Source organism: Dehalococcoidales bacterium, assembly GCA_041652735.1.
GTDB lineage: Bacteria > Chloroflexota > Dehalococcoidia > Dehalococcoidales > RBG-16-60-22 > RBG-13-51-18.
Genome location: JBAZGT010000019.1, coordinates 1 through 21,577, shown reverse-complemented (window position 1 = coordinate 21,577; position 21,577 = coordinate 1). Strand labels below are relative to the sequence as shown.

The window sequence follows — 21,577 nt, the reverse complement described above, 5'->3', positions numbered from 1 at the left end:
AGGCATGAAACTCAAAGCTATACTCCTGGCGGCGATGGCGGTGATACTCGTCAGCGGCTATATAGGCGCGGCTTACGCCTGCTTCAACCTGCCCTTCTACGGCATATATTCCTGGGGACAGGCGGAGCTAAAGATACGGGACCAGGACGAGTCCTGGAGAGACGGCGTCTTCGCCACCTGGACCGCCAGCAACATGGCCCCGGGGGACGAATATGCCTTCGCCGGCAGCTTCGTCGGCCTGAAAGCGCAGTCGGCCAGGATGCCCTACACGGGCACCATGAGTATCTCATGCAGCTACAGCCCCTGGAAGCCGGGGCAGCCGGACAAGATGGCAAAGTACATGGTCATCACCCGGTGCGTCTACATCTACAGTTACATGAACGAACAGCGGCAAATCGACTTGTTAACGGGCAAGACCACGAGGGTGTCAGGCCCGGGATACGGTATCGGGCCGGCCAACCAGGACTGGCAAATCCAGGACATCGACCGGGACGGCAGGATTACTTTTTACGACCTCAAAGCCAGGCCGCTGAAGAACATCCCAGCGTCAGCCAATAATGAAGCCCGCTATGAAATGAGCGTGAGTTTCCATGAAACCGCCGGGGACGAATTCCAGCACGGTATCTTCAACCTCACGATGTATTATACCCTCACATCGTGGTAAACGGTAAAAAATACCGTGAATACCTGTTCCATTCCCAGACATAATGTGAGATGATATTAGGTAAAATCCGGAGAACGTTACGGTAAAGATGAAAATAGCCCTCCCCGTTATCAGTCTGGTATTGCTTATAGCTTCAATCTTCGGAGCCTGCAAGGCCTACAGCCTGCCGACGGAGACCTACGTCACCGGCGAGGTCAGCGTGCTCGATTACCGTCACCAGGGTGAATTCGACTACCTCGTCTCACTGAAGCCTTCCAATCTTTACGGGCCAGTCCCCCAGGAAACGCCTCCCCTGCCGGAAGTAATGAAATACCCCAGCGATAACATCAACCGTATCAACGTAGCCTTCAATTACCGCTTTATACCGGACATGCCGGTGGCCAATGTATCCGCGGAAGCAGAGATCAGGGCAATCGTGGAAGGGAGCGGTTCCGGGGAGAGAACGGAAATAGTCCTGGTGCCGAAAACGCGGAAAACAGGAGATTTCTCCCTGACGTTCCCCCTGGATTTCAGCGATAATGCCACGGACGGGCTTATCATGCTGAGCGACAACGTTTCCGGGAGCAGGATAGTCATCACCGCTTATGTTTACGCCACCTTCGATACGGGGGCGGGGCCGGTCTTCGAGAGCTTTACCCAGAGCCTGCCGCTGCGGGCGAACGGGCCGCTGCTCGAAGTGGACGGGGAGCTGCACAATACCATCGCGGGGAACGCCGGCGCCCTGAGCTACGAGCAGCAAGGAGAATTCAGCTACGAGGTATACTTTAAAGCGACATCTCCCTTCGGGCCGATAATCCTGACGCCGCCCACGATGACGCCGCCGGAACCCGGCATGCCGGTCAGCATGACCCAGAACGATATCATCCTCACCCGGCTGATAGACACCATGAGCATGGACTACGCCTATCACCTGGAAGCCAATAAACCCATCAATCAGCTGCACGAGAGTGTGGAAATCAACGCCATCCTGGAGAACCCGGGGAAATGGTCGAAGACCATCCAACTAATACCACAGACCGATAACAGCGGCAATTTCTCCGCCACCTTCCCACTCGACTTGCAGGAGTACATCGATTTCTTTAACAGCACGCAAAGCGAAACGGGGGTATCCGCCTCCGCGCGCAACCTGACCATCAGGGTGAAGGTACACGCCTCGGCGATTACGGACTACGGCAACATAGATGAAGATTTCACCCAGAGCATCACCGCGGACCTGGGGGGAGATACGCTCACCTGGAGCGATAATTTGACCAGGTCACAGTCCGGTTCTATCAAAACCACTACCGTGACGCCGCAGACCAGGAAATACCTGGGACTGCCCGTACCGAGGGCCAGAACGCTATACGTGGCAGCCGCCTGCGTATTCTTTGTTTTGCTGGGCTTTTCCCTGTTCTGGTATTTCTGGTACCAGCGGGGCAGGCTTACCGCGAACGACCTAAAAGCGCAGCAGGCACAGCAAAGATACAAGAGTATCATCGTCGAGGTAACGGAGCTACCGGAGGTTAAACCGGGCGAAACGGTGATTCTATTGAATTCTCTGGACGACCTCATCAAGACGGCGGAAAACCTGCTCAAGCCGCTGCTGCATAAAGCGGAAGGACAACAACACATTTACTGTGTTTTCGACGGCAATACGCGGTACGAATACCACCTGTCTTAGACGCTGCCGCGATAATATTCAATCCTGAAGAACCGGCTGCCCCAAGCACCATATTTCAACTTAATTCAATTAAGTAAGCGCCAGCGCGTTTTTCTAACCGGCAGCGTTTGAGTAGCTTGCGTCTTCCAGACCCGGCGCCAACATGCCTGACGTTTTCAAGTCCGGCGTTAAAAAATAGAAGGCAAATGTAAAATTGTGTTAGAATAGGCACAAGCTGAGATTTCTTTTCAAACCTCCCCGGCACGACGGGTTAACGGAGGCAAGATATGGCAAATATAACGCCCGGGGAAAACCAACGGCAACCGGACCATGGCGATGAGAAGACAGGCTATTGGGAAAGCCTGCTCGATAATGCCGCCGCGCCGGCTATCGTCTGGGACACGGATTTTATCATTACCCGCTTTAACCACGCCTTCGAGCGGCTTACCGGCCAAAACGCCGCGGATGTACTGGGCAAGCGAATCGATGTCCTGATACCGCCGGAAAAACGGGACAGCGCACTGCGGGAAATCCGCCGCGCGGCGTCAAGGGGACAGGGGTGGGAAAGCGAGGAGGTCCAGATTCAGCACGCGGACGGCTCCGTACGCACCGTTCTCTGGAGCGCCGCCGTAATATCCGCCGCCGACGGCCAGACCCCGGCAGCCACCATCGCCCAGGGGCTGGACATCACCGAACGCAAGAAAGTGGAGCGGCTCAAGGACGACTTCATCGGCATGGTCTCCCACGAGCTGCGCACGCCCCTGACGGTGGTTACCAGCGCCATCAATACCGCCCTGGATGAGCGTATCTCCCCGCAGGAGCTGCGCCAGCTCCTGGCAGCGGCGGACAGCAGCGCCGCATCGCTAGGCAGTATCCTGGACAACCTGCTGGAACTGGCCAGGTACCGCGCCGAACGCCTGACACTGGACAAGAAACTGGCGGACGTGCCGGAAATCATCGGGCAGACCGTGGCTAAAGTGCACCGGCAGTACCCTGCCCGCCACGCCGCGGTGGATATTCCCGATAATCTGCCCCCCGCCCTTATCGACTCCACCCGGCTGGAACGCGTTATCTACAACCTGGTGGAAAATGCCTTTAAATACTCCCCCAGGGACAGCGAGGTGAAAGTCTCCGCCCGGCAGGAAAAGGACAACCTGCTAATCAGCGTCAGCGACCGCGGCAAAGGCATGAGCCCGGAGGATATAAAAAAGCTGTTCGAGCCTTTCGAGAGGGCCAACGCTACCCGCGGCACGCGCGGCATGGGGCTGGGTCTCCTGGTCTGCAAACACCTGGTGGAAGCCCACGGCGGAAAAATATGGGTGGAATCCGCGCCGGGCGCGGGGACCACTTTTCTCTTCACCATCCCCCGGGAAAAGCAGGAACGTCACCAGAGATAAACCGATAACCCCTCCGTCATTTACGGTGAGGCTTTTCTTTTTTACCGGTGTTTTTCTTCTCAGGCGTACCGGAATCCAAGACGGACACCACTTTTTCCAGGAGCAAGTCATGGTCGAACGGTTTGGTGATGAAATCGTTGGCTCCCAGCTTTAACGCGTACTTACCCAGGTCAGAATGGCCGGTAAAGACGATTACCGGCACCCGGGAGAAGGTGCGTACCTTATTGAGCACATCCGCCCCGCTGACACCGGGCATCAAGGCATCCAGCAGCACGACGTCCGGCGCCTGAGCCCGTATCAGCTCGATAGCTTCAGCGCCGCTGGTGGTGGTGATGACATCATACCCGGCCATGCTGAACTCGACCCGGAGGACTATCCCGATACCCGGCTCGTCATCAACTATCAATATACGTTTTTTTTCTGCCACTGCCGCACATTATATAGCAACCGGCCATTGTATTCAAAAAAACGGAGCAATCATACCCGGGTGAGCGGCCGGATTCTTACCGTATTCCTACAGTTCCCCCGATTTTTTACTACTGACAATTTGTATCATAATGATAGCCGGGGCCTGGGGTATTATTAATATCGACCACAGATATTTACCAAGTCCTTGTTTAAACATAAACTACTCCCGGAAGAGGAAAGGACCTTGCATGGAAGGTATCAAACCAAAAAGAGATGTGTCTCTGGATGTGGCCAGAGGGATGGCCATAGCCCTGGTGGTGTTCCTGCACGTTTTTGAAAGCTATACTTACGATTGGCCGACCGTTACCCATAACTGGTACTGGGTAGGCATACATCAATTCGCTATGCCTTTGTTCATTTTTATCAGCGGGTACCTGGCCTATGCCAAACTCGACCTGAAAATGATACAGCGCCGGGCCTGGCAGCTGTTACCGCCATATTTAGTCTGGAGCATCATTTACTACTTCGTGTTTTCTTATGTTATACAATTATTCCATTTACGCAGTAACCTGTTTAAAAACCTGGCATATGATATCTGGACACTGAACCCTTCTTCATTCTGGTTCTTCCCCGTCCTGCTGGCGCTCTGCGTGATTTTATATTTAACCCGGGGCAAGCTCTGGTTAACACTGCTAACGCTATTGGGTTTCTACGGGCTGAGCCAGGTCCCCTGGCCCGGCTCGGTCGGCGGCATACACATTCCGGATACGCACTGGTTCTCCGCACTCGCCTGGTTCCTGCCCTTCTTCGCTTTAGGGTACTTCATCGCCAAATACAAGGAAAAACTGTACCGCTTACGCTACATCAAGTGGGCCTGCCTGGCGGCATTCCCGGTATTTTTTATACTGGCCGGCAATCTGAACTATAACGAACTGATACACAGCTGGGCGAGCGTATCCATGTCCGGCTGGTATATCGGGGCGGGGTTTTACATGTTCGGCATGGGGCTGGTCGGCATCGGCGCAGCTTTGGCGGTGTCGGACTTAATAGCCAGGGTGGCGGGGGTGCGGTGGGTATTCCAATACCTGGGAGCAATATCGCTGGGAGTTTTCTGCACCCACAGCCTTTTCCGGACCATAGGCTTCGGGAGCGGGCTGGGCAGGGTGTTCCTGACCACGCTTATCGACCTGGTGCTTTCCGCGGCATTAGTCTGGGTGCTGCAAAAATCAAGGATAACCAACTTCCTGCTGCTCGGGGGCGGCTTGAAATCATTACAGCGCAAGACAACGCCGGATAAACCGCGCCTGGTAAAAGCCCAAAAAGAACATGAACCAGGCTAGGCGGCCAGAAGAATTGTTGTTGATTTACCACAGCCGCCAAGCCACGACTTTTCCCTAAAGTTAAAAACTCTCACGGTTTTTCCTATAATTCTAACCAAAACTCATATCTTGAAGTGCTTACAATAAAAGTCGCGATTAGTTAAGTTACAGGTAAGCCCAGGGAACCACAATCGAATATCCCCCCACCACACCCCATCATCGAAAACCCGGACTACGAGGAGGCAAGCAATGGAATTCCATGATGAGATGAAACCAACGTTAACGGTAAAAGACGTCGCTCACTACCTGAACATCCACACCAACACGGTTAGACGCTGGAGCGATAGTAATATACTGAAGGCCTACCGCATCACTCCCCGGGGCGACCGCCGCTTCCTCAAGGAAGACATCGAACGCTTCCTGGTCAGGTATGACGAGTTTAACGCGCACAAGACAAGCCGAGACCACCAGTTGAGCTTTGCTCTTTAAACACCCGCCAGCGCGTAAACAGTCAACGCTTGACCGGCATTTACCGGAATCCTGCTCTTAAGGATATTTCCCCTCCGGCACAGCCGGCGCTGAGACAATACCCCCGGGAAAATACCTCGTCCCCAGGCTGCGTTCCGCCAAGTCCATCAATACCCCGTCGTTGATTCAGTAACCCGCCCGGAAGCCCAGCTAAATACCATTCTTTGAATTGTTTTGGGCATGCCGTTCCCTGATGTGCTAATTTTATGAGAGATGCAGTATGCCCGGTTGGGGATATTAGGGGAGGCGGGGGAGGCAGAAAGAATAACTCATATTACCCAAAGCTAATGGACCACTGCGGAAACAAGGCTACTGAGCTTCTTCAGTCCTGGTGGAATCAGAATTTCCATGCATGTTTCATGCCGGTGTGCATCAACTCAAGGATACTGTAAACCGGCGCCGCCAGCGGTATGAAAGCCTGGAGAATGGCGCGCCCGGCCTAATAGTGGACCAGGCTGCCTTCCTTCTTAGCCCGCTTGAGCGCCATGCGGAACACGACCAGAGAAAGCGGCGTCAGTAGCAGGGTGAATCCTACCAGCACCAGCAGGTCAGTGCGGATAGACATTATAGAGGCACCTTTGAGCATGGCCAGGCGCATACCGTCCAGCGCGTAAGTGAGCGGGAAAAACTTGGCCATTACCGCCAGCGGCCCGGGCAGCACGGAAACAGGATAGTACACGCCCGCCAGCAGACTGGAAATGCCGCCGTAGATGGTGGCCACGGGGTCGCCCTTTTTTACCACCAGCACTGCCGCCGCCGATAGTATGCCGATACCGCTGAAGCTGGTCACGGAGAGTATCAACACCAGCAGCGCCGTAAGCACGTTGGCCTGGCTGACATCAAAGCCGAATATCAAGGTACCCGCCAGCAAATAGATAGCCACATTAAAAGTGGTGAAGAAATAGGACCATAACGAGGATGAAATTAAAATCGAGCTTAAGCGGGTGGGGCTGAGCAGCATGATTTCCAGCGTGCCCATCACCTGCCCGTCACGGATGCTCTGCGCATAGTTGGACAGGGACACGGTCAGGTACCCGTTAAAAGCCACGCCGATGAGGGCGAAGGCGAAATAATTGCCGCCGTATTCGCTTAACTGCGATACCAGAGAGTCGCCGAAGAGCCGGGAGATGAAATAGGTCACCGCCACGTTGAAGAGGATACCGAACGATGAAAGAAAAAAGAAAGTGCGGTAACTGAGATTTAGTGACAGGTCCCGCTTGAAAAATGCAGTGGCGACGCTCATTCGGGCACCTCCTTGGTATTGTGAAGAGCATTGATAAAGATTTCATCCAGCGGCAGGTCCCGAACCTTGCAATCAAGCACGTCGATGTTGTTATCAACCATGGTCTGCAGCACCCGCGGCAGCACCGCCACGCGGTTGGTGATTTTCAGTTCGAGGTTGGAAGTGCCATTTTGCCTGTCCTTCAGATGGCAGCTGATTACACCTTCAATATTATCAAGCAGCGGCAATATACTTTCCGAAAAATGCCCCACTGTCAATTCGCAGCTTTCCTTGGTCTGGAAGACCGAGCGCAGCTCCGGCACGGAACCTAAAGCTCTTACCTGCCCGCGGGCGATAATAGCCAGTCGGTCGCAGAGCTGTTCCGCCTCGGCCATGTTATGGGTAGCCAGTATGATAGTACTGCCCATGGCGGATACTTTTTCTTTAAAGAACTGGCGGACATTGCGGGCGCTGACCGGGTCCAGGCTGCGGGTAGGCTCGTCCACGAAAAGAATGCGGGGGCCGCTGAGCAGGCCGCGGGCGATAGCCAGCTTCTGGCGCATACCGGTGGAGTAGTTCTGGAAGCGGATATCGGCCTTGTCCGTCATTTCCAGCATATCCAGGAGCTCATCAATGCGCTTGTTAGCCTGGTCTTTTTTCATGTGGTAAAGCGCGGAATGGAACTGGAGGTTCTCACGACCGGTCATGCGCCAGTAAAAGCTTCTTTCATCAGCGGTGACCAGTCCCACCAGTTTCTTTACTTCCGCTTCATCTTTAACGATATCGTGGCCGAAAACTTCAGCCGTGCCGGAAGTGGGAATAACCAGGCAGCAAAGCAGTTTAACCAGAGTGGTCTTGCCGGCGCCATTGGGCCCAAGCAGACCGAAGAACTCGCCCTCTTTGATATTCAGGTTGATGTTATTCGTGGCTACAATCCACTTTTTCTTCTGGAAAGGCAGCAGGTCACGGTAACCCGCCGACCGGGAAAACTTTTTGTAGAGATTTACCGTTTTTATAGCATCCATCGTTTTTATCACAATAACGCCAGAATAACATCCGTTTTAACTTACATACCGGTCTGAATACTATTTGCCGGTTTATTCTGGAGAAATCATATCGGCCGCGGCGCCGGGCACCGGTTATGCCGATATCCTATCCTGAAACCCCGCTACCCGCCGTACGGCCGGGAGTACCAGGATAGATATTACTCCTTTCTTTTTCAAATACCGCGTATCGCCGTGAAGTCCCGGACCAGCCCCAACTATTGAACCGGACTGCTTAATGATGACCGGGCGATGCTCCTGCAACTCTACGCGTTTTAAGCTTCTCAGATACATCTTAAAAAATGCCGATTAGATAATGGTCAGATATTAGTTAAAATTTGGTTATAATAGCTTTTTTTCTTTGTTTCTTCAACTAGGGCATCTTTATGCCCGCTTTTTTCAGCGCTAATAGCGGTCCGTCCAGCGCACTACCTGCGGGAAACGGTGCCCGATGCCGTCCTGGATAACTGCCTGGTAGTAGATGTAATACCGCTCCGGAATAGGAATGACCCAGAACTTGTACCAGGTATCAAAGGGGGAATCGATTTGCAGGTGCCAGGAATAAGAGACATCGCCCTGCTGCATACGTTCCACGCCATCCTTCAGGGTGACGACCTCGATATTCCCCGCCTCCTCTTCCTGGTGCAGGAACTCCACCAGCGCGGCGAAGTCCTCCACGGAAATATCCGGCTGGTGCTGCCAGGGCGCCACCTCCCCGATGGTATGCCCGGCGAAAACCACCAGCACATACTCGCCTTCATATTTCTTTACCTTGTTTTCCAGGTAGGACAGGCCCTTTTCCATGCTGAACTGTTTCAGGTGCTGCGGGTCATCCCGCACGTCAATGGGGGTATTAACGCCGGTCTCCATCGTGCGGGAGGCCAGGAAATATTCGGAGGCCACCTCCATAGCCAGCGAGTCATGGCGGCCGGAGGGGTAGGCGAAAACAGCCGGGGACGGCAGGCCGTGCGATTCGAACAGCGGCGCCGCCTGGCTGAAATCGGCAACTATCTCAGAACGGTCCAGATAATCTACCGGGGTATGGTGGACCGTGTGCCAGCCTATCTCCCAGCCCGCTTTCACCAGCGTTCGAGCGTCTTCCCAGGTAAAACCTTCGCGGTAATCCGGGTCCGTAATATAGCCGGAAGCCGGCATATCATATTGCTGGAGGAGAGGCATGGCCTCCGCGGTCCAGGAATGATAGCCGTCATCAAAAGTGATGGCCACCAGGGTCTTGCCGCCCTCGGAGGAGTACAACCTGGCGGGATAGATGGGAGAAAGCGAAACAAGCAGCAGCGCTACGATAACGATTAAGACGATATGGTACCATCTGATTCTTTTAGCAGATATAACTTTCACGGCTAGACCTTTCGCACACGGCAGGCTGGCCCGCCGCCGGGAGATAACCAGCCTCCCGCCCGGGGATTCCAGGCATATTAATTCTCAAAGTTGGAGAACCTGTTTTTCAGCAGATTGCCGGCTTCGTCATGAAGGGCGCCGCAATTAATGCAGGCTATGTCTTCATAGTCCCTGGCCAGCTTGCCGCCGCACTTTTTACAGGTCTTCACCCGGCTGCGTTCCAGGATGGAAATGCTACTTTCCCTTTTTACCGATAGTGCTGCTACCATTTAACAGTTCCTTTATATACAGTAAAGTCTCGTGTACCTTGGCATGACGGCAGGCCGGACAAACCGTTTCATCTTCCACCGCCGGCAGCGACCCTGGTTCCAGTGACTCCCCGCAATCATGGCACTTAAGGTGACTGTTGCCGTCAGGGCTGTCCTGCATTCCCGGGTTATCTTCTTTTATAACCATTTCTCTATCCTGCCCCCGTATCTGTCAAACTAGCCTTTCATCTTCAATCATGCAAGAGTAATGTTGGATTTTGGTTTGGGCTGTGTTAGAATTTGGCATTAGTAAAAAAAGGCCGGTTTTGGCCCGCCGGAAAAATGATTATGTCAGGTAACGGGCACACCAGGTGAAGCTAAATTCGCCCCGGCCGGCGGTCTGCTGCAATATTTTACCGGCGTGTTTTTTGCCGCATGGTCTAACCTTGAAATACCCCAACATATACCGAGTTCCAACCTTTCCGCTTTAGAATAACAGCATGTAAAACCCGTATTATCCCTGGCCGGCCCCGGCCGGACGCTCGATTACCTATAACTATAGGGGCTGCATCAATCTGTAAAGGTGAGGTGGATGGCGAAAATAACCGTAATGATACCCACGTATAATTACGCCCAATACCTGGGCGCAGCCATCCAGAGCGTGCTGGACCAGACTTACCAGGACTTTGAAATTATCGTGGTGGACGATGGCTCCACGGACAATACCAGGGAGGTCGTGGACAGTTTCAAGGATACACGCATCAGGTACATCCGGCAGGAAAACCGCGGCGTGGCGGCGGCGGCGAACGTGGCGATAAAGGCCGCCACCAGCGAGTACATTACCGGCATAGGCGCGGACGACCTGTTTCTGCCCCAGAACCTGGAGCTGAAAGTAAAAATAATGGATGCCCGCCCCGAACTGGGCATGGTCTATTCCGATGTTTACCTTTTCGATGACAGCACCGGAGAAACTATCGGCAAGCTATGGCGCGACCCCAAGGGTTATTATCCCTGGCTCGACCCGATAAAAGCAGCCCGTAATCCTTTAAAAGAAATCCTCTATAAAGGGTGTTTCATCCTGATTCAGGCGGCCCTGATACGCCGCGAGGTTTTTAACAAGGTGGGATGTTATGACGAATCCCTCCCTACCCATGAAGACTGGGAACTCGTAGTCCGTATTTTACAGAATTACCCGGCCGAGATAATAGATATGCCGTTACTTAAAATGCGCCGACACCAAAGCAATTTATCTGATAATCAAGAAAAGATGTACCAGGGAGCGGTGACCGCCCTCATGAAAGTGATACGCAGCGGCACACTCACCAAACAGGAACAAAAGGTATTAAGGAAAAGACTGTTTCCCCAGCATATCCGCTACGGGCGGAGGGCATTACTCGAGGGCAGAACGGCCGCGGCCAGAAAAGCACTTTTAGCCGGCATCAAGATTAATCCGCAGCAACCTAAACCATATGCTTACCTGACTTTTTCTCTGCTGGGCAGCCGGATGTTTTTGACACTAAACAAATGGAAGAAAGGTCTGAGACGCCATGCCGGGAACCACCGGCAACCGGGAGAAACACAACCTGACGACGGACGGAGAGAGTGAAAAGGGAGGGGTGAGTTGATGCCTAAAGTCAGTGTAGTAATACCAATTAATACCCGCAGTCATTTCCTGGGTGAAGCTATCCAGAGTGTGCTCGACCAGACGCTGCAGGACTTCGAGATTATTGTGGTGGACAACGGCCTCCTGGAGAACACCGGGGAGGTGGTTGAAGGGTTCCATGACGCGCGCATCAAATACCTGCGCCGGGATTTCCGCTATATCGGCATGGCGCAAAATATAGGGTTTAAAGCCGCCGCGGGTGAATACATTACCGGCCTGACCGCGGATGATCTGTATCTCCCCCGGAACCTGGAAATGAAAGCCAAGCTGCTCGACGCCCGCCCGGATGTAGGACTGGTCTGCTCCGATGCCTATATATTCAATCATCATACGGGGGACAATATATGCAAACTATGGGGCGACCCGAAAGGCCCCTATCCCTGGTTCGACCCGGCCAGGGCCGTGCGACAGCCGCTGAGAGAGGTGCTGGCCAACGGGTGTTTTTTCAACGTACAGGCGGGCATGGTACGCCGGACAATTTTTAACGAGGTAGGCTATTTCGATGAATCTTTGCCCAGCCACGAGGACTGGGAAATGTGTATCCGCATCGTACAGCGTTTCCCCATAGAAGTAATTAATACGCCGCTGCTCAAAATCCGGCAGCGCCGCATCAGCTATTCCCTGCTCCAGGAAAATGATTGTATCGGAGGCGTGGCGGCCACCAGGAAACTAATACGGAGCGGCACGCTATCCAGGAACGAGCGTAAGCTGCTTAAAGAAAGAATGCTGCCCCGCCACATACACCACGGACGCACGGCATTACAAGACGGCAGAACGGCTACAGCCAGGAAAGCGCTGCTGGCGGGCATCAGGCTGGACCCGTGGAATTTAAAACTATATGTTTACCTTCTGTTTTCAATCCCGGGAATCGGTAAGTATTTGGCTTTAAGAAAATGGAGGCGGCTCGCGGGGCGCCGCTTATTCCGGAGTCGCTCAGCGGGAGGGGACTGTTATCATGACGGCAGAATATTATCATAGTGACAGCTCACCCGGGAATATAAAAAACAACCCGGTGAATTCAATCCCCAGGGTGAGTATCATTATGCCCACTTATAACCGGGCAGGCTTCCTGAAGGAAGCAATCGAAAGTGTGCTCAATCAGACCTGCGGCGATTACACCCTTATAATCGTCGATGACGGCTCCACGGATAATACCAGAGAAGTAGTGGAAAGCTTCAATGACCCCCGCATCCGGTATATATACAAAGAGAACGGCGGGGTATCTTCCGCCCGCAACGCCGGCATCAAGGCGTCGGACGGGGAATACGTTGCCTTCCTGGACTCCGATGATATCTGGCTGCCGGAGAACCTGGAGGTTAAGATAAAGATGCTGGATGCCCACCCTGAAGCAGGCCTGATATGTTCAGACTCACTGGTATTCGAGGATAGCACCGGAGCCGTCCTCGGCACGACGTGGGGCAATAAGAAATTCAAGTATTCCGCCAACCCCACCCAGGCGTCAAGGCAGCCTTTAAAAGAGCTGCTTTTCCGTTCGTGTTTCATCCAGCCCCCGGCGACCATCGTGCGCCGCCGGGTCTTCGATACGGCCGGCTATTTCGACGAAGCACTCGCCACCCACGAGGACTGGGATATCTTCATACGTATCGTGCAGCGCTTCCCCATCGAGGTCATAGATATGCCGCTGCTTAAAGTCCGCCGGCACAGCACCAGCCTGTCAGAATCCCAGGAAAAAATGTACCTGGGGTCGGTTGCCGCCATCCTGAAGTTAATACACAACGGCACGGTTACCGGAGACGGCCTCAAACTACTAAAAGAAAGGCTGGCGCTGGAGCACTTCCGCTATGGCAGACGGGCCCTGGACAGCGGCAAACAGGCCACGGCTAAAACAGCGCTGTGGGCGGGTATCAAACTCAGCCCGTGGCACTTGAAAATATATATCTACCTTATTTTTTCCATACTTGGAAGCCGGGAGTTCCAGGCTATAAAATCATGTAAGAAACTAATAAACCGATGCTTGCCCCGGAATCACTCATCAGAAGGAGTTTGTTGTGATGACAGCAGATCCTTGTCAAAGTGATAAAATGCCTGAAAATGAAAAAATGAATACCATGGAACCGATATCCAGAGTAAGCGTGATTCTGCCTACTTACAACCGGGCGCTATATGTGGGCGAAGCCATTCAAAGCGTCCTCGACCAGACGTATAAAAACTTCGAGCTTATCGTAGTCGACGACGGCTCCACCGATAACACCAGGGAGGTCGTCAACAGCTATAAAGACCCCCGCGTCCGGTACTTATATAAAGAGAACGGCGGCGTGTCCTCCGCCCGCAATACCGGCATCAAGGCATCAGACAGGGATTTCATCGCCTTCCTAGACTCCGATGACCTCTGGCTGCCGGAGAACCTGGAGGTTAAAATAAAACTGCTGGATGCCCACCCTGAAGCAGGCCTTGTATGCTCGGACGCCTATTTCCTGGATAACAAAACCAAAGCCAATATTGGCAGGCTCTGGGGTGAAAAGAGATTCAAGTATTCCGCCAACCCCACCCAAGCCGCCCAGCACCCATTAAAAGAGCTGCTGTACCGGTCCTGCTTCATTATGCCCCAGGCCACCATGCTGCGCCGCCGGGTTTTTGAAACAATCGGCTATCTGGACGAATCACTCCCCACTTCCGAGGACTGGGACCTCTTCGTGCGCATCGTGCAGCGCTTCCCTATCGAGGTCATAGATATGCCGCTGCTCAAGATACGGCGGCACGATGACAGCCTGTCCAGAAACCAGGAAAAAGTGTACCGGGGAGCGGTGACCGCCATCAACAAGGCCATAGCCAGCGGCACTTTCTCCCGGGCGGAACTGAAACTATTGAAAGAAAGGCTGGCGCTGGAACACTGCCGCTACGGGCGATGGTCATTGCTCGGGGACAGGCAGGAGGATGCCACCAAAGCGCTGTTTGCCAGCATTAAAATCAATCCTTTGTGCTTCAGGCCATACGCCTATCTCGCCCTTTCCCTTTTCGGGACGCGCAGGTTCCGGGCTCTCCGCTCCTGGAAGAAGACTTTAAAGCACCGCGCCGCAGTACCCGCTCGGTTAGTTGTCGCCCGGCCGGCGATGGCGCAAAGCACTGTTAGGGCGGAGGATATCAAAAAAGCCGGCGCCGCGGCGAAAGTAAGCGTGGTCATCCCCACTTACAACCGGGCGGGCTTAATAGCGGAGACCATCAGGAGCGTCCTGGCGCAGACGCTGCCGGAATTTGAAATCATCGTGGTGGACGATGGCTCCACGGATAATACCGGGGAGGTAGTCGCCGCCTTCAAGGACCCCCGCGTGCGGTATATTTTACAGGAGAACGCCGGCGTTTCCGCCGCCCGCAACACCGGCATTAAAGCCGCTGGAGGCACGTACATCGCCTTTTTGGACTCCGACGATTTACTGCTGGAAAAAGCCCTGGAAACGAGCGTTCAGGTATTGGAGAAAAACCCGCAGGCGGCTTTCAGCTACGGCAAAGCTTACCTGATGGATGAAAAACAGCGCATCTTCGGGGTAAGAGAGCAGCGTGAAGAAGGCTCGTACATCCGCGATGGCAGAGAAGAAATCAAAAAAGCCATTTTAAACGGCAATCACGTGCCGACGTCCACCATCATGGCGCGCCGCCAATACCTTGAAGAGATCGGCCTGTTCGATGCTTCTTTCAAAGGCGGCTCCGAGGACTTCGACCTCTGGGTGCGCCTGGCCGGGTCTCATCAAGTAGCGTATATCGCCGAACCTTTAATCAAGTACCGCATGCATGCCAGCAGCATCAGCCGTACCCAGAAGCTGGCCGATATGGAAAAAAACAACGGCGCCATCTTTGAAAAGCTGTTCAATAATACAGCGTCCGGCGGCTATTTCACACCGGAACGCACCAACGTATATTTCAGCCTGTATTCCAGGCTGGCCAAATACGCCTACGGCAACCGGCAAATGGCGGTATCCCGGCAATACCTTTTCAAAGCTCTGAAAACGAAGCCGCAGTGGTTCCGGAAAAGGCTCTGGCTACCGCTGGTAACACAGATCGGACGGACACTGATTCCGCCGGTAATACTGGATTCCGGCCACAGGAGCAAGCGCTTTCTGAGGTCGGCGCTGCGCCGGCTTACCGCCGGATAATTTCCCGGTTAACGAGTGAACCCGCATGAAAATATTTGCGCTTCATGGCGCGGAAAAGTATAAGGAAGAAGATGAATAACGGTAATTTTACCAAGAGTATCGGGCGGAAAATCGCGTTTTTCAGGACCAGGACCAGAGTATCGGTCAGGGACTTCGGGGTCTGGCACACGATTTTCCGGGGGATAATGGATATCATCTTCGGAAAGATATTTGTTTACAGGAAGTATATCGTCTACGAAAAACAGCTTACCCCGTCCGCCGCGCCGGAAATACGCAACCCGGCTATACAGTTTTCCTTTTTAACCGCTAACGATAGCGGCATGATGGCACAGATTGAAGACATGAGCGCCATCTCCCGCGACTTCATTGCCGAGAGAATAGGCCGTACCGGTTTCTGCATCGTGGCGAAAAACAAGGAAAGCCTGGCAGGCTTTAACCTGGTGAGTACCGGGAGGACCCGTATCCGCTACCTGAACGTAGTCCTGAACCTGGCCGAATCCGACGCCTGGTCCGAGCAGATAACCGTTTCCAAGGAATACCGGCGGGGCGGGCTGGCCTCAGACCTGCGGCAGATGATGTTTGCCCACCTGGCTGGCAGAGGCTATAAAAGGCTAATCGGCGGGTACGTTCCCTTTAATGTAAAATCAGGGCTGCTGGCCAGGAAGCTGGGATTCGTGGAAACCGAGAAACTGACGCTGCTAAGAATATTCGGATGGAAGAAATTGAGCCGGCAGTCCCTGGTGCCCGGCCGGGCGCCGGCGCTGCTGCTGGATACAAAGTCCAGGTGATACGGAACGCAGTCACGGGAACTATTACCGATATGTTAAAAAAACGGGTAAGCCGATGAATTTTATTCAGGTTATCGTCCTGGGCATAGTACAGGGCTTGACGGAGTTTATACCCGTTTCAAGCTCAGCGCACCTGGTTATCGTTCCCTGGCTTTTCAACTGGGCCGACCCGGGGCTGACTTTTGATTTAGCGCTGCACCTGGGGACGCTGGTAGCCCTGCTCTGGTTCTTCCGGGCGGACTGGGTACGCCTTATCCGGGCCGGAGTGCAATCAATCGCCCGGCGGAAAATCGGCGAGGATATGGACCGGAGGCTCTTCTGGTTCCTGGTTATCGCCACTATTCCCGGCGTCATCGTCGGCTATTTCGCTCAGAGCAAAATCGAGGATCTGTTCCACAAGCCCGATTCGCCCCACACCCTGGGGGCGATGCTGGCCATGGCGGTTATCATCGCGCTGCTGGGACTGCTGCTGTTCATCGCCGAGCGCATCGCCAAACACCGCCGGGGCTTTAACGAGGTAACGATAAAGGACGCCGTGATAATCGGGCTTTCACAGGCGCTGGCGATTTTCCCCGGCGTATCACGTTCCGGCAGCACTATAACGGCCGGCCTGGCGCTGGGTTTGCAGCGGGAAACCGCCGCGCGTTTTTCTTTCCTGCTTTCCACGCCGATTATCCTGGGCGCGGGACTCAAGAGCATCTTCGACGTGCAGCAGGAACTGGCGGCGGGGCAAATGGCGGGGTCAGACGTACTGCTCTATATCCTGGGTTTTGCGGTGGCCGCGGTCAGCGGATACCTGTGCATCAAATACCTGCTGCGGTTTTTACAGAAACACTCCACGGATATCTTCGTGTATTACCGGTGGCTGCTGGCGGCGCTGATAATAGCGGTAGCCCTGGTCAAAGGATAGGAACGCCCTACTCTTCCCCACCCAGAGAAAAACTATCCTGGCGGCGGCGGAGCACCAGAATCGTCAGTAACATCATTGGTATGGTCACCCCGACAGTTATGGCCGGGACTTTCCAGCCGGCGGGACGGTTAACCTCATCGGACAATACCTCCAGGTACTGAGACGGCGTGGTCTGCACGATACTGCCGCCGCTGGAGAGCTCCAGAGCGAAGGAATACTCGCCGACTGCCCATCCCGCTGAAGGTAAATAATCAACCTCGCCGATGCCGTTGGGGGCTATGGTCTGGCCGGTCTTAAGCACCGGGCAGGTTTCCAGTAATGCGCCATCCAGGAAGACCTTGAGCACCAGATTTATGTCAACAATCGCGGGAGGCTGGTCTACCTGGTACATGACGGCGGCGGAAACGAGCCTACCGCTTTCAGTCTCGTATAAGGGCGTAACACTAAAGTCATTAAGCTTCACCTGCGGCTCGTCCACCGGCGGCGGCGCGGTGACAGTAAAGGCCCCCGTCAGGCCACCGATTTGCACCTGATGCTCGCCGATACCCGCCGATGCCAGGCTGAAAGAGACCGTGGCGCTATTTCCGGCGGTAATACTGATATCCTTGACCTCCAGCACCACACCATCGATAACCAGAGACGCCACGTAAATCCCGGGGATGTCACCGGAATTGGCGACCAGCAGGCCGATGCTCACCGTGTCGCCGGGGCTGACGCGGGCGGGGTTGATATTAAGCGTCACCGGATGGAAAGCAGCCGGAGCTTTAGGCGTCTGCACGGTAAAACCAGCCGTCATCCCGCCGATATTTATCTGGTGTTCCCCGGCCGTCCCTGGCGTGACACTGAAAATAACGGTTGCCTGGCTGCTGCCTTCAAGGGCGATGGCGCTGGTCTGGGCCAAAACGCCGTCAAGATAAAGCATGATTTCGTACTCTGCGGCAAGGTCGCCGGCATTAGCGATGCTGACATATATATCCACATTATTCCCGAATTCACACTCCTGGGGAGTCACGGTCACGCTGCTGACCTGGATATTGGCCGGCCGGACATAAGCCAGTACGGCAAACTCGGAGAAATGGTTTACCTGTACGGTAATGGTGTTATTGACCGTATCTACAATACTCGGCAAATCAACCCAACCTTCGCCGCTTTGCCAGCTGCTAATCACCAGGTGTTCCTCGGCGACGCCAGGGGGAATGATGGTTTCATCGTATTTAAACGTCAGGGTTATGCCCCGGTCGAACGTGGTGCCGCTGGGGCCCAGGTTATAAACTTTGCTGATAATATCCCCGCTCGACGGCGGCGCCAGGTAAGCCGACTCCAGCACCGACAAGTAATATATCGGCTGTCCCCAAACCGAAAGAGCCACGGTATCTTTACTCACGGTAAGGGTGACATTGTTGTCCGCCGAGGACACGGTTACGTCTTGCGATATCTGACCGGTACTGTTTACCATCGACGAGATATCTATGGTCCCGGGCATCGCGCCGCCACCTCCGCCACCACCTCCACCACCGCCGCTTTCCGGCTCTTTGACGTTGATAGTTACCGTGGCGGTGTTAGAGTTGGTTTTTCCATCATTGGCCCTGTAGGTAAAGCTGTCCGTACCGGTGTAGCCCGTGGCAGGGGTATAGGTGAAGGAACCGTTGCTGTTCAGCGCCAGCGTACCGTGACTTACACTGCCGGTCAACGCGGCCGTGAGCGTGTCCCCGTTGGCATCCGTATCATTAGCCAGAATGCCCGGGGCGGCCACCAAGAGGGCGGTATTCCGGTCGGCGCTGTAGGCATTGTTTACCGCCACCGGCGCGTTGTTCGACGGAGTGGTAATGGTAATGGTGACCATGGCGGTATTGGAGTTGGCCTTGCCATCGCTTGCCCTGTAGGTAAAGCTGTCCGTGCCGGTATAGCTGGAGTAAGGCGTGTAAGTAAACGAGCCGTTGCTGTTCAGAATAAGCGAGCCATGGTAGACATTCCTGGTCAGGAAAGCCGTGAGCGCGTCCCCGTTGGCATCCGTATCGTTAGCCAGCACGCCCGGGACTGATACAATCAGGGTGGTGGCCTTACCGGTAGTGTAGGCATCACCTGACGCCACCGGGGCGGTATTGGCCGCGGTATTGACGGTAATGGTCACGGCAGCGATATTGGAGTTGGCTTTACCATCACTGGCCCTGTAAGTAAAGCTGTCCGTGCCGGTATAGCCGGAGGCAGGGGTATAGACGAAAGCACCGCTGCTGTTCAGCGCCAGCGTACCGTGGCTGACGTTACCCGCCAGGACAGCCGTGAGGGCATCCCCGTTAATATCGGTATCATTAGCCAGGACGCCCGGGGCGGACACGACGAGGGCGGTATCTTTGTTGGTAGTGTAGGCATCATTCACCGCCACCGGCGCCGTGTTCACCGGAGTGCTTATGGTGATGGTCACCGTGGCGGTATTGGAGTTTACCTTGCCGTCATTAGCTCTGTAGGAAAAGCTGTCCGTACCGGTATAGCCGGAAGCAGGGGTATAGGTGAAGGAACCATTACTGTTCAGCGTCAGCGCGCCGTGACTGACATTACTGACCAGGGCGGACGTTAACGCGTCACCGTTGGCATCGGCATCATTCGAGAGTACCCCCGGTGCAGGCATGTTAAGGACATTATCTTTATAAATGTTGTAGCTATCATTGGCCGCCACCGGGGCGGTATTCGAGGATGTGCCGCCCGAGCCGTATTCGAAAGCGCCCAGGTCCGGGGCCGCGCCGCTGTAAGGCCACGGCGAGTTGGCGTCGTTGAAGCCCGGCAGTACCTCGCCTTTATCAATGAACTGGCTGCCGGCTTTGAGATGCAAGTCATCGCCGGCCGCGTTAACCAGCTCACTGGTGACACTGATATTCATCCCGTGCGCTTCCTGCCCGGCGCCGGCAATGAAAGCTTCGAGTGTGCTGTATTTAGCTTCACCCCATTTAACGTAACGGTCATCCGTTCTGGTGGTGTAGAGGTTATCATAATCGAAGTTGCAGTTCACGGCGTCGGCATAATGCCCGAACTCCAGCACGTACCAGCCGACATGATAGATGTTATTGCGGGAAATCACGTTGGCCAGGCCGCCGTTGGTGGCGGCAGCGCCGTCGCTGAGGTCGGTGGTATAGACAGTGTTGTGGTAGAAATAGATGCGTCCGGTGGAGCTGTCTCCCAGCTTGAAGGCTTCATTGTCACCGGCTTCATTCCGGTAGTGCAGCCCGGAGATGGAGTTGCGGAAAATGTATTCCGGCCCGATGGCTACCGGGCAGCTGGAAACGCCGGCGAAGGTGTTGGTGATGACGTTATTGTATACCCTGGTATTGAGGTTATCCCCGTCCGGCTGGATGCCGTCATCGATAGCCCCGGAGATATAGTTGTTATAAAAGTCGTTGTTGTTGATGTAGCCGAACTGGTTTTCCGGACCTCCCCCGAAGCCGTCCCAGGGCGTCCCGGTCACCGTGTTGTTGCGGCAGACGATGCCGTCACCGGGATACCACCAGTAAACGCCGTCTTTGTCCTCGTGGTCGTTAAAGTTGATGGTGAAGGAGTTTCTCTGGATGATGACGTTCTGGGCGCCGTAGTCTACCCTGACGGCGGAATCGGAGTTGGAGAGGGCGGGATTAATGAAAATACAGTCCTCCACGATATCCCCGGTAACGCTGCCGGCGGGCATGTTTTCCCCGGAGACGTCGATACAGGTATTGGGGGTATTCTGGAAGGTCAGGCCCTTAATCCTGATATAAGCGGCCTGGACCCAGATACTGGCGGTGAAGACCGGCTTGTCACTGCCGTAGTTACGGAAGGTGATGTAGTTGGCAGGAGTGCCGGAGGTGGTCAGGGTGGTGCCGCTATTGTAAGTACCGGCTTTGAAGTAGACGGTACTGCCGGCGGCAGCCACACTGGCGGCCTTAGCGATAGTCTTGAAAGGAGAAGCTTCCGTGCCGGCGTTATTATCGCTGCCGGAAGGAGAGACGTAATAGCTGCTGCCGTTGCTCGGCGGGTTATCGTTCCAGGTGGTGACGGTGCCGGTGACCGGGTTGCCGCCGGAAACACCGTCCGTATCGCTGAAGGTTACCCGGACTTCATAGGCAGTATTGGTAGTAAGCCAGAAGATGCTGCCCCGGTAGGTATTGAGGTAGGGGTTGGCCTGGGACTTGCTGCCGGTGGTAACGGTCGCCCGGGTGTCTTTGTACATGGCCGGGGCGGTCTTCCAGGCGCCGCCGGGGGTGCGGTACTCCAGGGTGGCGGTATTATTATTATTGCCGTCCCCGGTGAAGTAG

The 21,577-nt window shown here is 54.6% G+C and carries 17 protein-coding genes; 11 read left to right on the top strand and 6 right to left on the bottom strand.

All coding sequences use genetic code 11. The features are described 5' to 3' along the window. The first annotated feature begins 4 nt into the window (after positions 1–4). The 3 genes from WC370_07765 (at position 5) to WC370_07755 (ending at position 3,700) form a co-directional block, all read left to right on the top strand. Complete coding sequence (locus WC370_07765) at positions 5–664, top strand: hypothetical protein (protein MFA5309360.1); 660 nt, start codon at positions 5–7, stop codon at positions 662–664. 88 nt (positions 665–752) lie between these two features. Next, entirely contained in the window at positions 753–2,324 is a 1,572-nt protein-coding gene (locus WC370_07760; GenBank protein ID MFA5309359.1) for a DUF5305 family protein, read from the top strand. A 266-nt stretch (positions 2,325–2,590) separates the two neighbouring features. Further along, entirely contained in the window at positions 2,591–3,700 is a 1,110-nt protein-coding gene (locus tag WC370_07755; GenBank protein ID MFA5309358.1) for an ATP-binding protein, read from the top strand. 16 nt (positions 3,701–3,716) lie between these two features. Here the strand turns inward: WC370_07755 and WC370_07750 are convergent, their stop codons facing one another. Beyond that, complete coding sequence (locus WC370_07750; protein MFA5309357.1) at positions 3,717–4,127, bottom strand: response regulator; 411 nt, start codon at positions 4,125–4,127, stop codon at positions 3,717–3,719. 229 nt (positions 4,128–4,356) lie between these two features. On the opposite strand from WC370_07750, the gene WC370_07745 reads away from it, so the two are divergent. Together WC370_07745 and WC370_07740 are read left to right on the top strand one after the other, a co-directional pair. Further along, the gene (locus WC370_07745; protein ID MFA5309356.1) at positions 4,357–5,448 is read left to right on the top strand and encodes an acyltransferase family protein; all 1,092 of its coding nucleotides are present in this window, start codon (positions 4,357–4,359) and stop codon (positions 5,446–5,448) included. 228 nt (positions 5,449–5,676) lie between these two features. After that, positions 5,677–5,916: a helix-turn-helix domain-containing protein gene (locus tag WC370_07740; GenBank protein MFA5309355.1), complete on the top strand. Its 240-nt coding sequence runs from the start codon at positions 5,677–5,679 to the stop codon at positions 5,914–5,916. Between the two features lie 478 nt (positions 5,917–6,394). Here WC370_07740 and WC370_07735 read toward each other — a convergent pair whose 3' ends face one another. The 4 genes from WC370_07735 to WC370_07720 form a co-directional block, all read right to left on the bottom strand. Then, the gene (locus tag WC370_07735; protein MFA5309354.1) at positions 6,395–7,198 is read right to left on the bottom strand and encodes an ABC transporter permease; all 804 of its coding nucleotides are present in this window, start codon (positions 7,196–7,198) and stop codon (positions 6,395–6,397) included. Next, the gene (locus WC370_07730) at positions 7,195–8,202 is read right to left on the bottom strand and encodes an ABC transporter ATP-binding protein (GenBank protein ID MFA5309353.1); all 1,008 of its coding nucleotides are present in this window, start codon (positions 8,200–8,202) and stop codon (positions 7,195–7,197) included. Before WC370_07730 ends, WC370_07735 begins: the two co-directional genes overlap by 4 nt. A 423-nt stretch (positions 8,203–8,625) precedes the next feature. Further along, positions 8,626–9,579: a polysaccharide deacetylase family protein gene (locus tag WC370_07725; GenBank protein MFA5309352.1), complete on the bottom strand. Its 954-nt coding sequence runs from the start codon at positions 9,577–9,579 to the stop codon at positions 8,626–8,628. Between the two features lie 77 nt (positions 9,580–9,656). Beyond that, positions 9,657–9,848 (bottom strand): hypothetical protein, encoded by a 192-nt coding sequence (locus tag WC370_07720; protein ID MFA5309351.1) that lies wholly within the window; start codon positions 9,846–9,848, stop codon positions 9,657–9,659. 571 nt (positions 9,849–10,419) lie between these two features. Between WC370_07720 and WC370_07715 the strand changes: the two genes are divergently transcribed. From WC370_07715 to uppP, 6 genes are all read left to right on the top strand, one after another. Next, a complete protein-coding gene (locus WC370_07715) occupies positions 10,420–11,433 on the top strand; it encodes a glycosyltransferase (GenBank protein MFA5309350.1) in 1,014 nt (337 codons plus the stop codon). A gap of 18 nt (positions 11,434–11,451) precedes the next feature. Continuing rightward, entirely contained in the window at positions 11,452–12,468 is a 1,017-nt protein-coding gene (locus tag WC370_07710; GenBank protein ID MFA5309349.1) for a glycosyltransferase, read from the top strand. Continuing rightward, positions 12,446–13,528, top strand: coding sequence for a glycosyltransferase (locus WC370_07705; protein MFA5309348.1), 1,083 nt, complete (start codon positions 12,446–12,448; stop codon positions 13,526–13,528). The genes WC370_07710 and WC370_07705 overlap by 23 nt, the downstream gene beginning before the upstream one ends. Positions 13,529–13,532: 4 nt before the next feature. Continuing rightward, entirely contained in the window at positions 13,533–15,599 is a 2,067-nt protein-coding gene (locus WC370_07700) for a glycosyltransferase (GenBank protein ID MFA5309347.1), read from the top strand. Positions 15,600–15,670: 71 nt separating this feature from the next. Continuing rightward, on the top strand, positions 15,671–16,387 hold the full coding sequence (locus WC370_07695; GenBank protein MFA5309346.1) for a GNAT family N-acetyltransferase: 717 nt from the start codon (positions 15,671–15,673) through the stop codon (positions 16,385–16,387). A 55-nt stretch (positions 16,388–16,442) separates the two neighbouring features. After that, the gene (uppP, locus tag WC370_07690; protein ID MFA5309345.1) at positions 16,443–17,297 is read left to right on the top strand and encodes an undecaprenyl-diphosphatase UppP; all 855 of its coding nucleotides are present in this window, start codon (positions 16,443–16,445) and stop codon (positions 17,295–17,297) included. A 7-nt stretch (positions 17,298–17,304) separates the two neighbouring features. On the opposite strand, the gene WC370_07685 is transcribed toward uppP, so the two are convergent. Then, positions 17,305–21,577, bottom strand: a 4,273-nt coding sequence (locus WC370_07685) for an Ig-like domain-containing protein (protein MFA5309344.1), incomplete at its 5' end; no start/stop codon positions are given.

Coding starts and splice junctions, on each gene's coding strand:
- WC370_07765 (MFA5309360.1), top strand. CDS start 5: ATGAAACTCAAAGCTATACTCCTGGCGGCGATGGCGGTGATACTCGTC.
- WC370_07760 (MFA5309359.1), top strand. CDS start 753: ATGAAAATAGCCCTCCCCGTTATCAGTCTGGTATTGCTTATAGCTTCA.
- WC370_07755 (MFA5309358.1), top strand. CDS start 2,591: ATGGCAAATATAACGCCCGGGGAAAACCAACGGCAACCGGACCATGGC.
- WC370_07745 (MFA5309356.1), top strand. CDS start 4,357: ATGGAAGGTATCAAACCAAAAAGAGATGTGTCTCTGGATGTGGCCAGA.
- WC370_07740 (MFA5309355.1), top strand. CDS start 5,677: ATGGAATTCCATGATGAGATGAAACCAACGTTAACGGTAAAAGACGTC.
- WC370_07735 (MFA5309354.1), bottom strand. CDS start 7,198: ATGAGCGTCGCCACTGCATTTTTCAAGCGGGACCTGTCACTAAATCTC.
- WC370_07730 (MFA5309353.1), bottom strand. CDS start 8,202: ATGGATGCTATAAAAACGGTAAATCTCTACAAAAAGTTTTCCCGGTCG.
- WC370_07720 (MFA5309351.1), bottom strand. CDS start 9,848: ATGGTAGCAGCACTATCGGTAAAAAGGGAAAGTAGCATTTCCATCCTG.
- WC370_07715 (MFA5309350.1), top strand. CDS start 10,420: ATGGCGAAAATAACCGTAATGATACCCACGTATAATTACGCCCAATAC.
- WC370_07710 (MFA5309349.1), top strand. CDS start 11,452: ATGCCTAAAGTCAGTGTAGTAATACCAATTAATACCCGCAGTCATTTC.
- WC370_07705 (MFA5309348.1), top strand. CDS start 12,446: ATGACGGCAGAATATTATCATAGTGACAGCTCACCCGGGAATATAAAA.
- WC370_07700 (MFA5309347.1), top strand. CDS start 13,533: ATGCCTGAAAATGAAAAAATGAATACCATGGAACCGATATCCAGAGTA.
- WC370_07695 (MFA5309346.1), top strand. CDS start 15,671: ATGAATAACGGTAATTTTACCAAGAGTATCGGGCGGAAAATCGCGTTT.
- uppP (MFA5309345.1), top strand. CDS start 16,443: ATGAATTTTATTCAGGTTATCGTCCTGGGCATAGTACAGGGCTTGACG.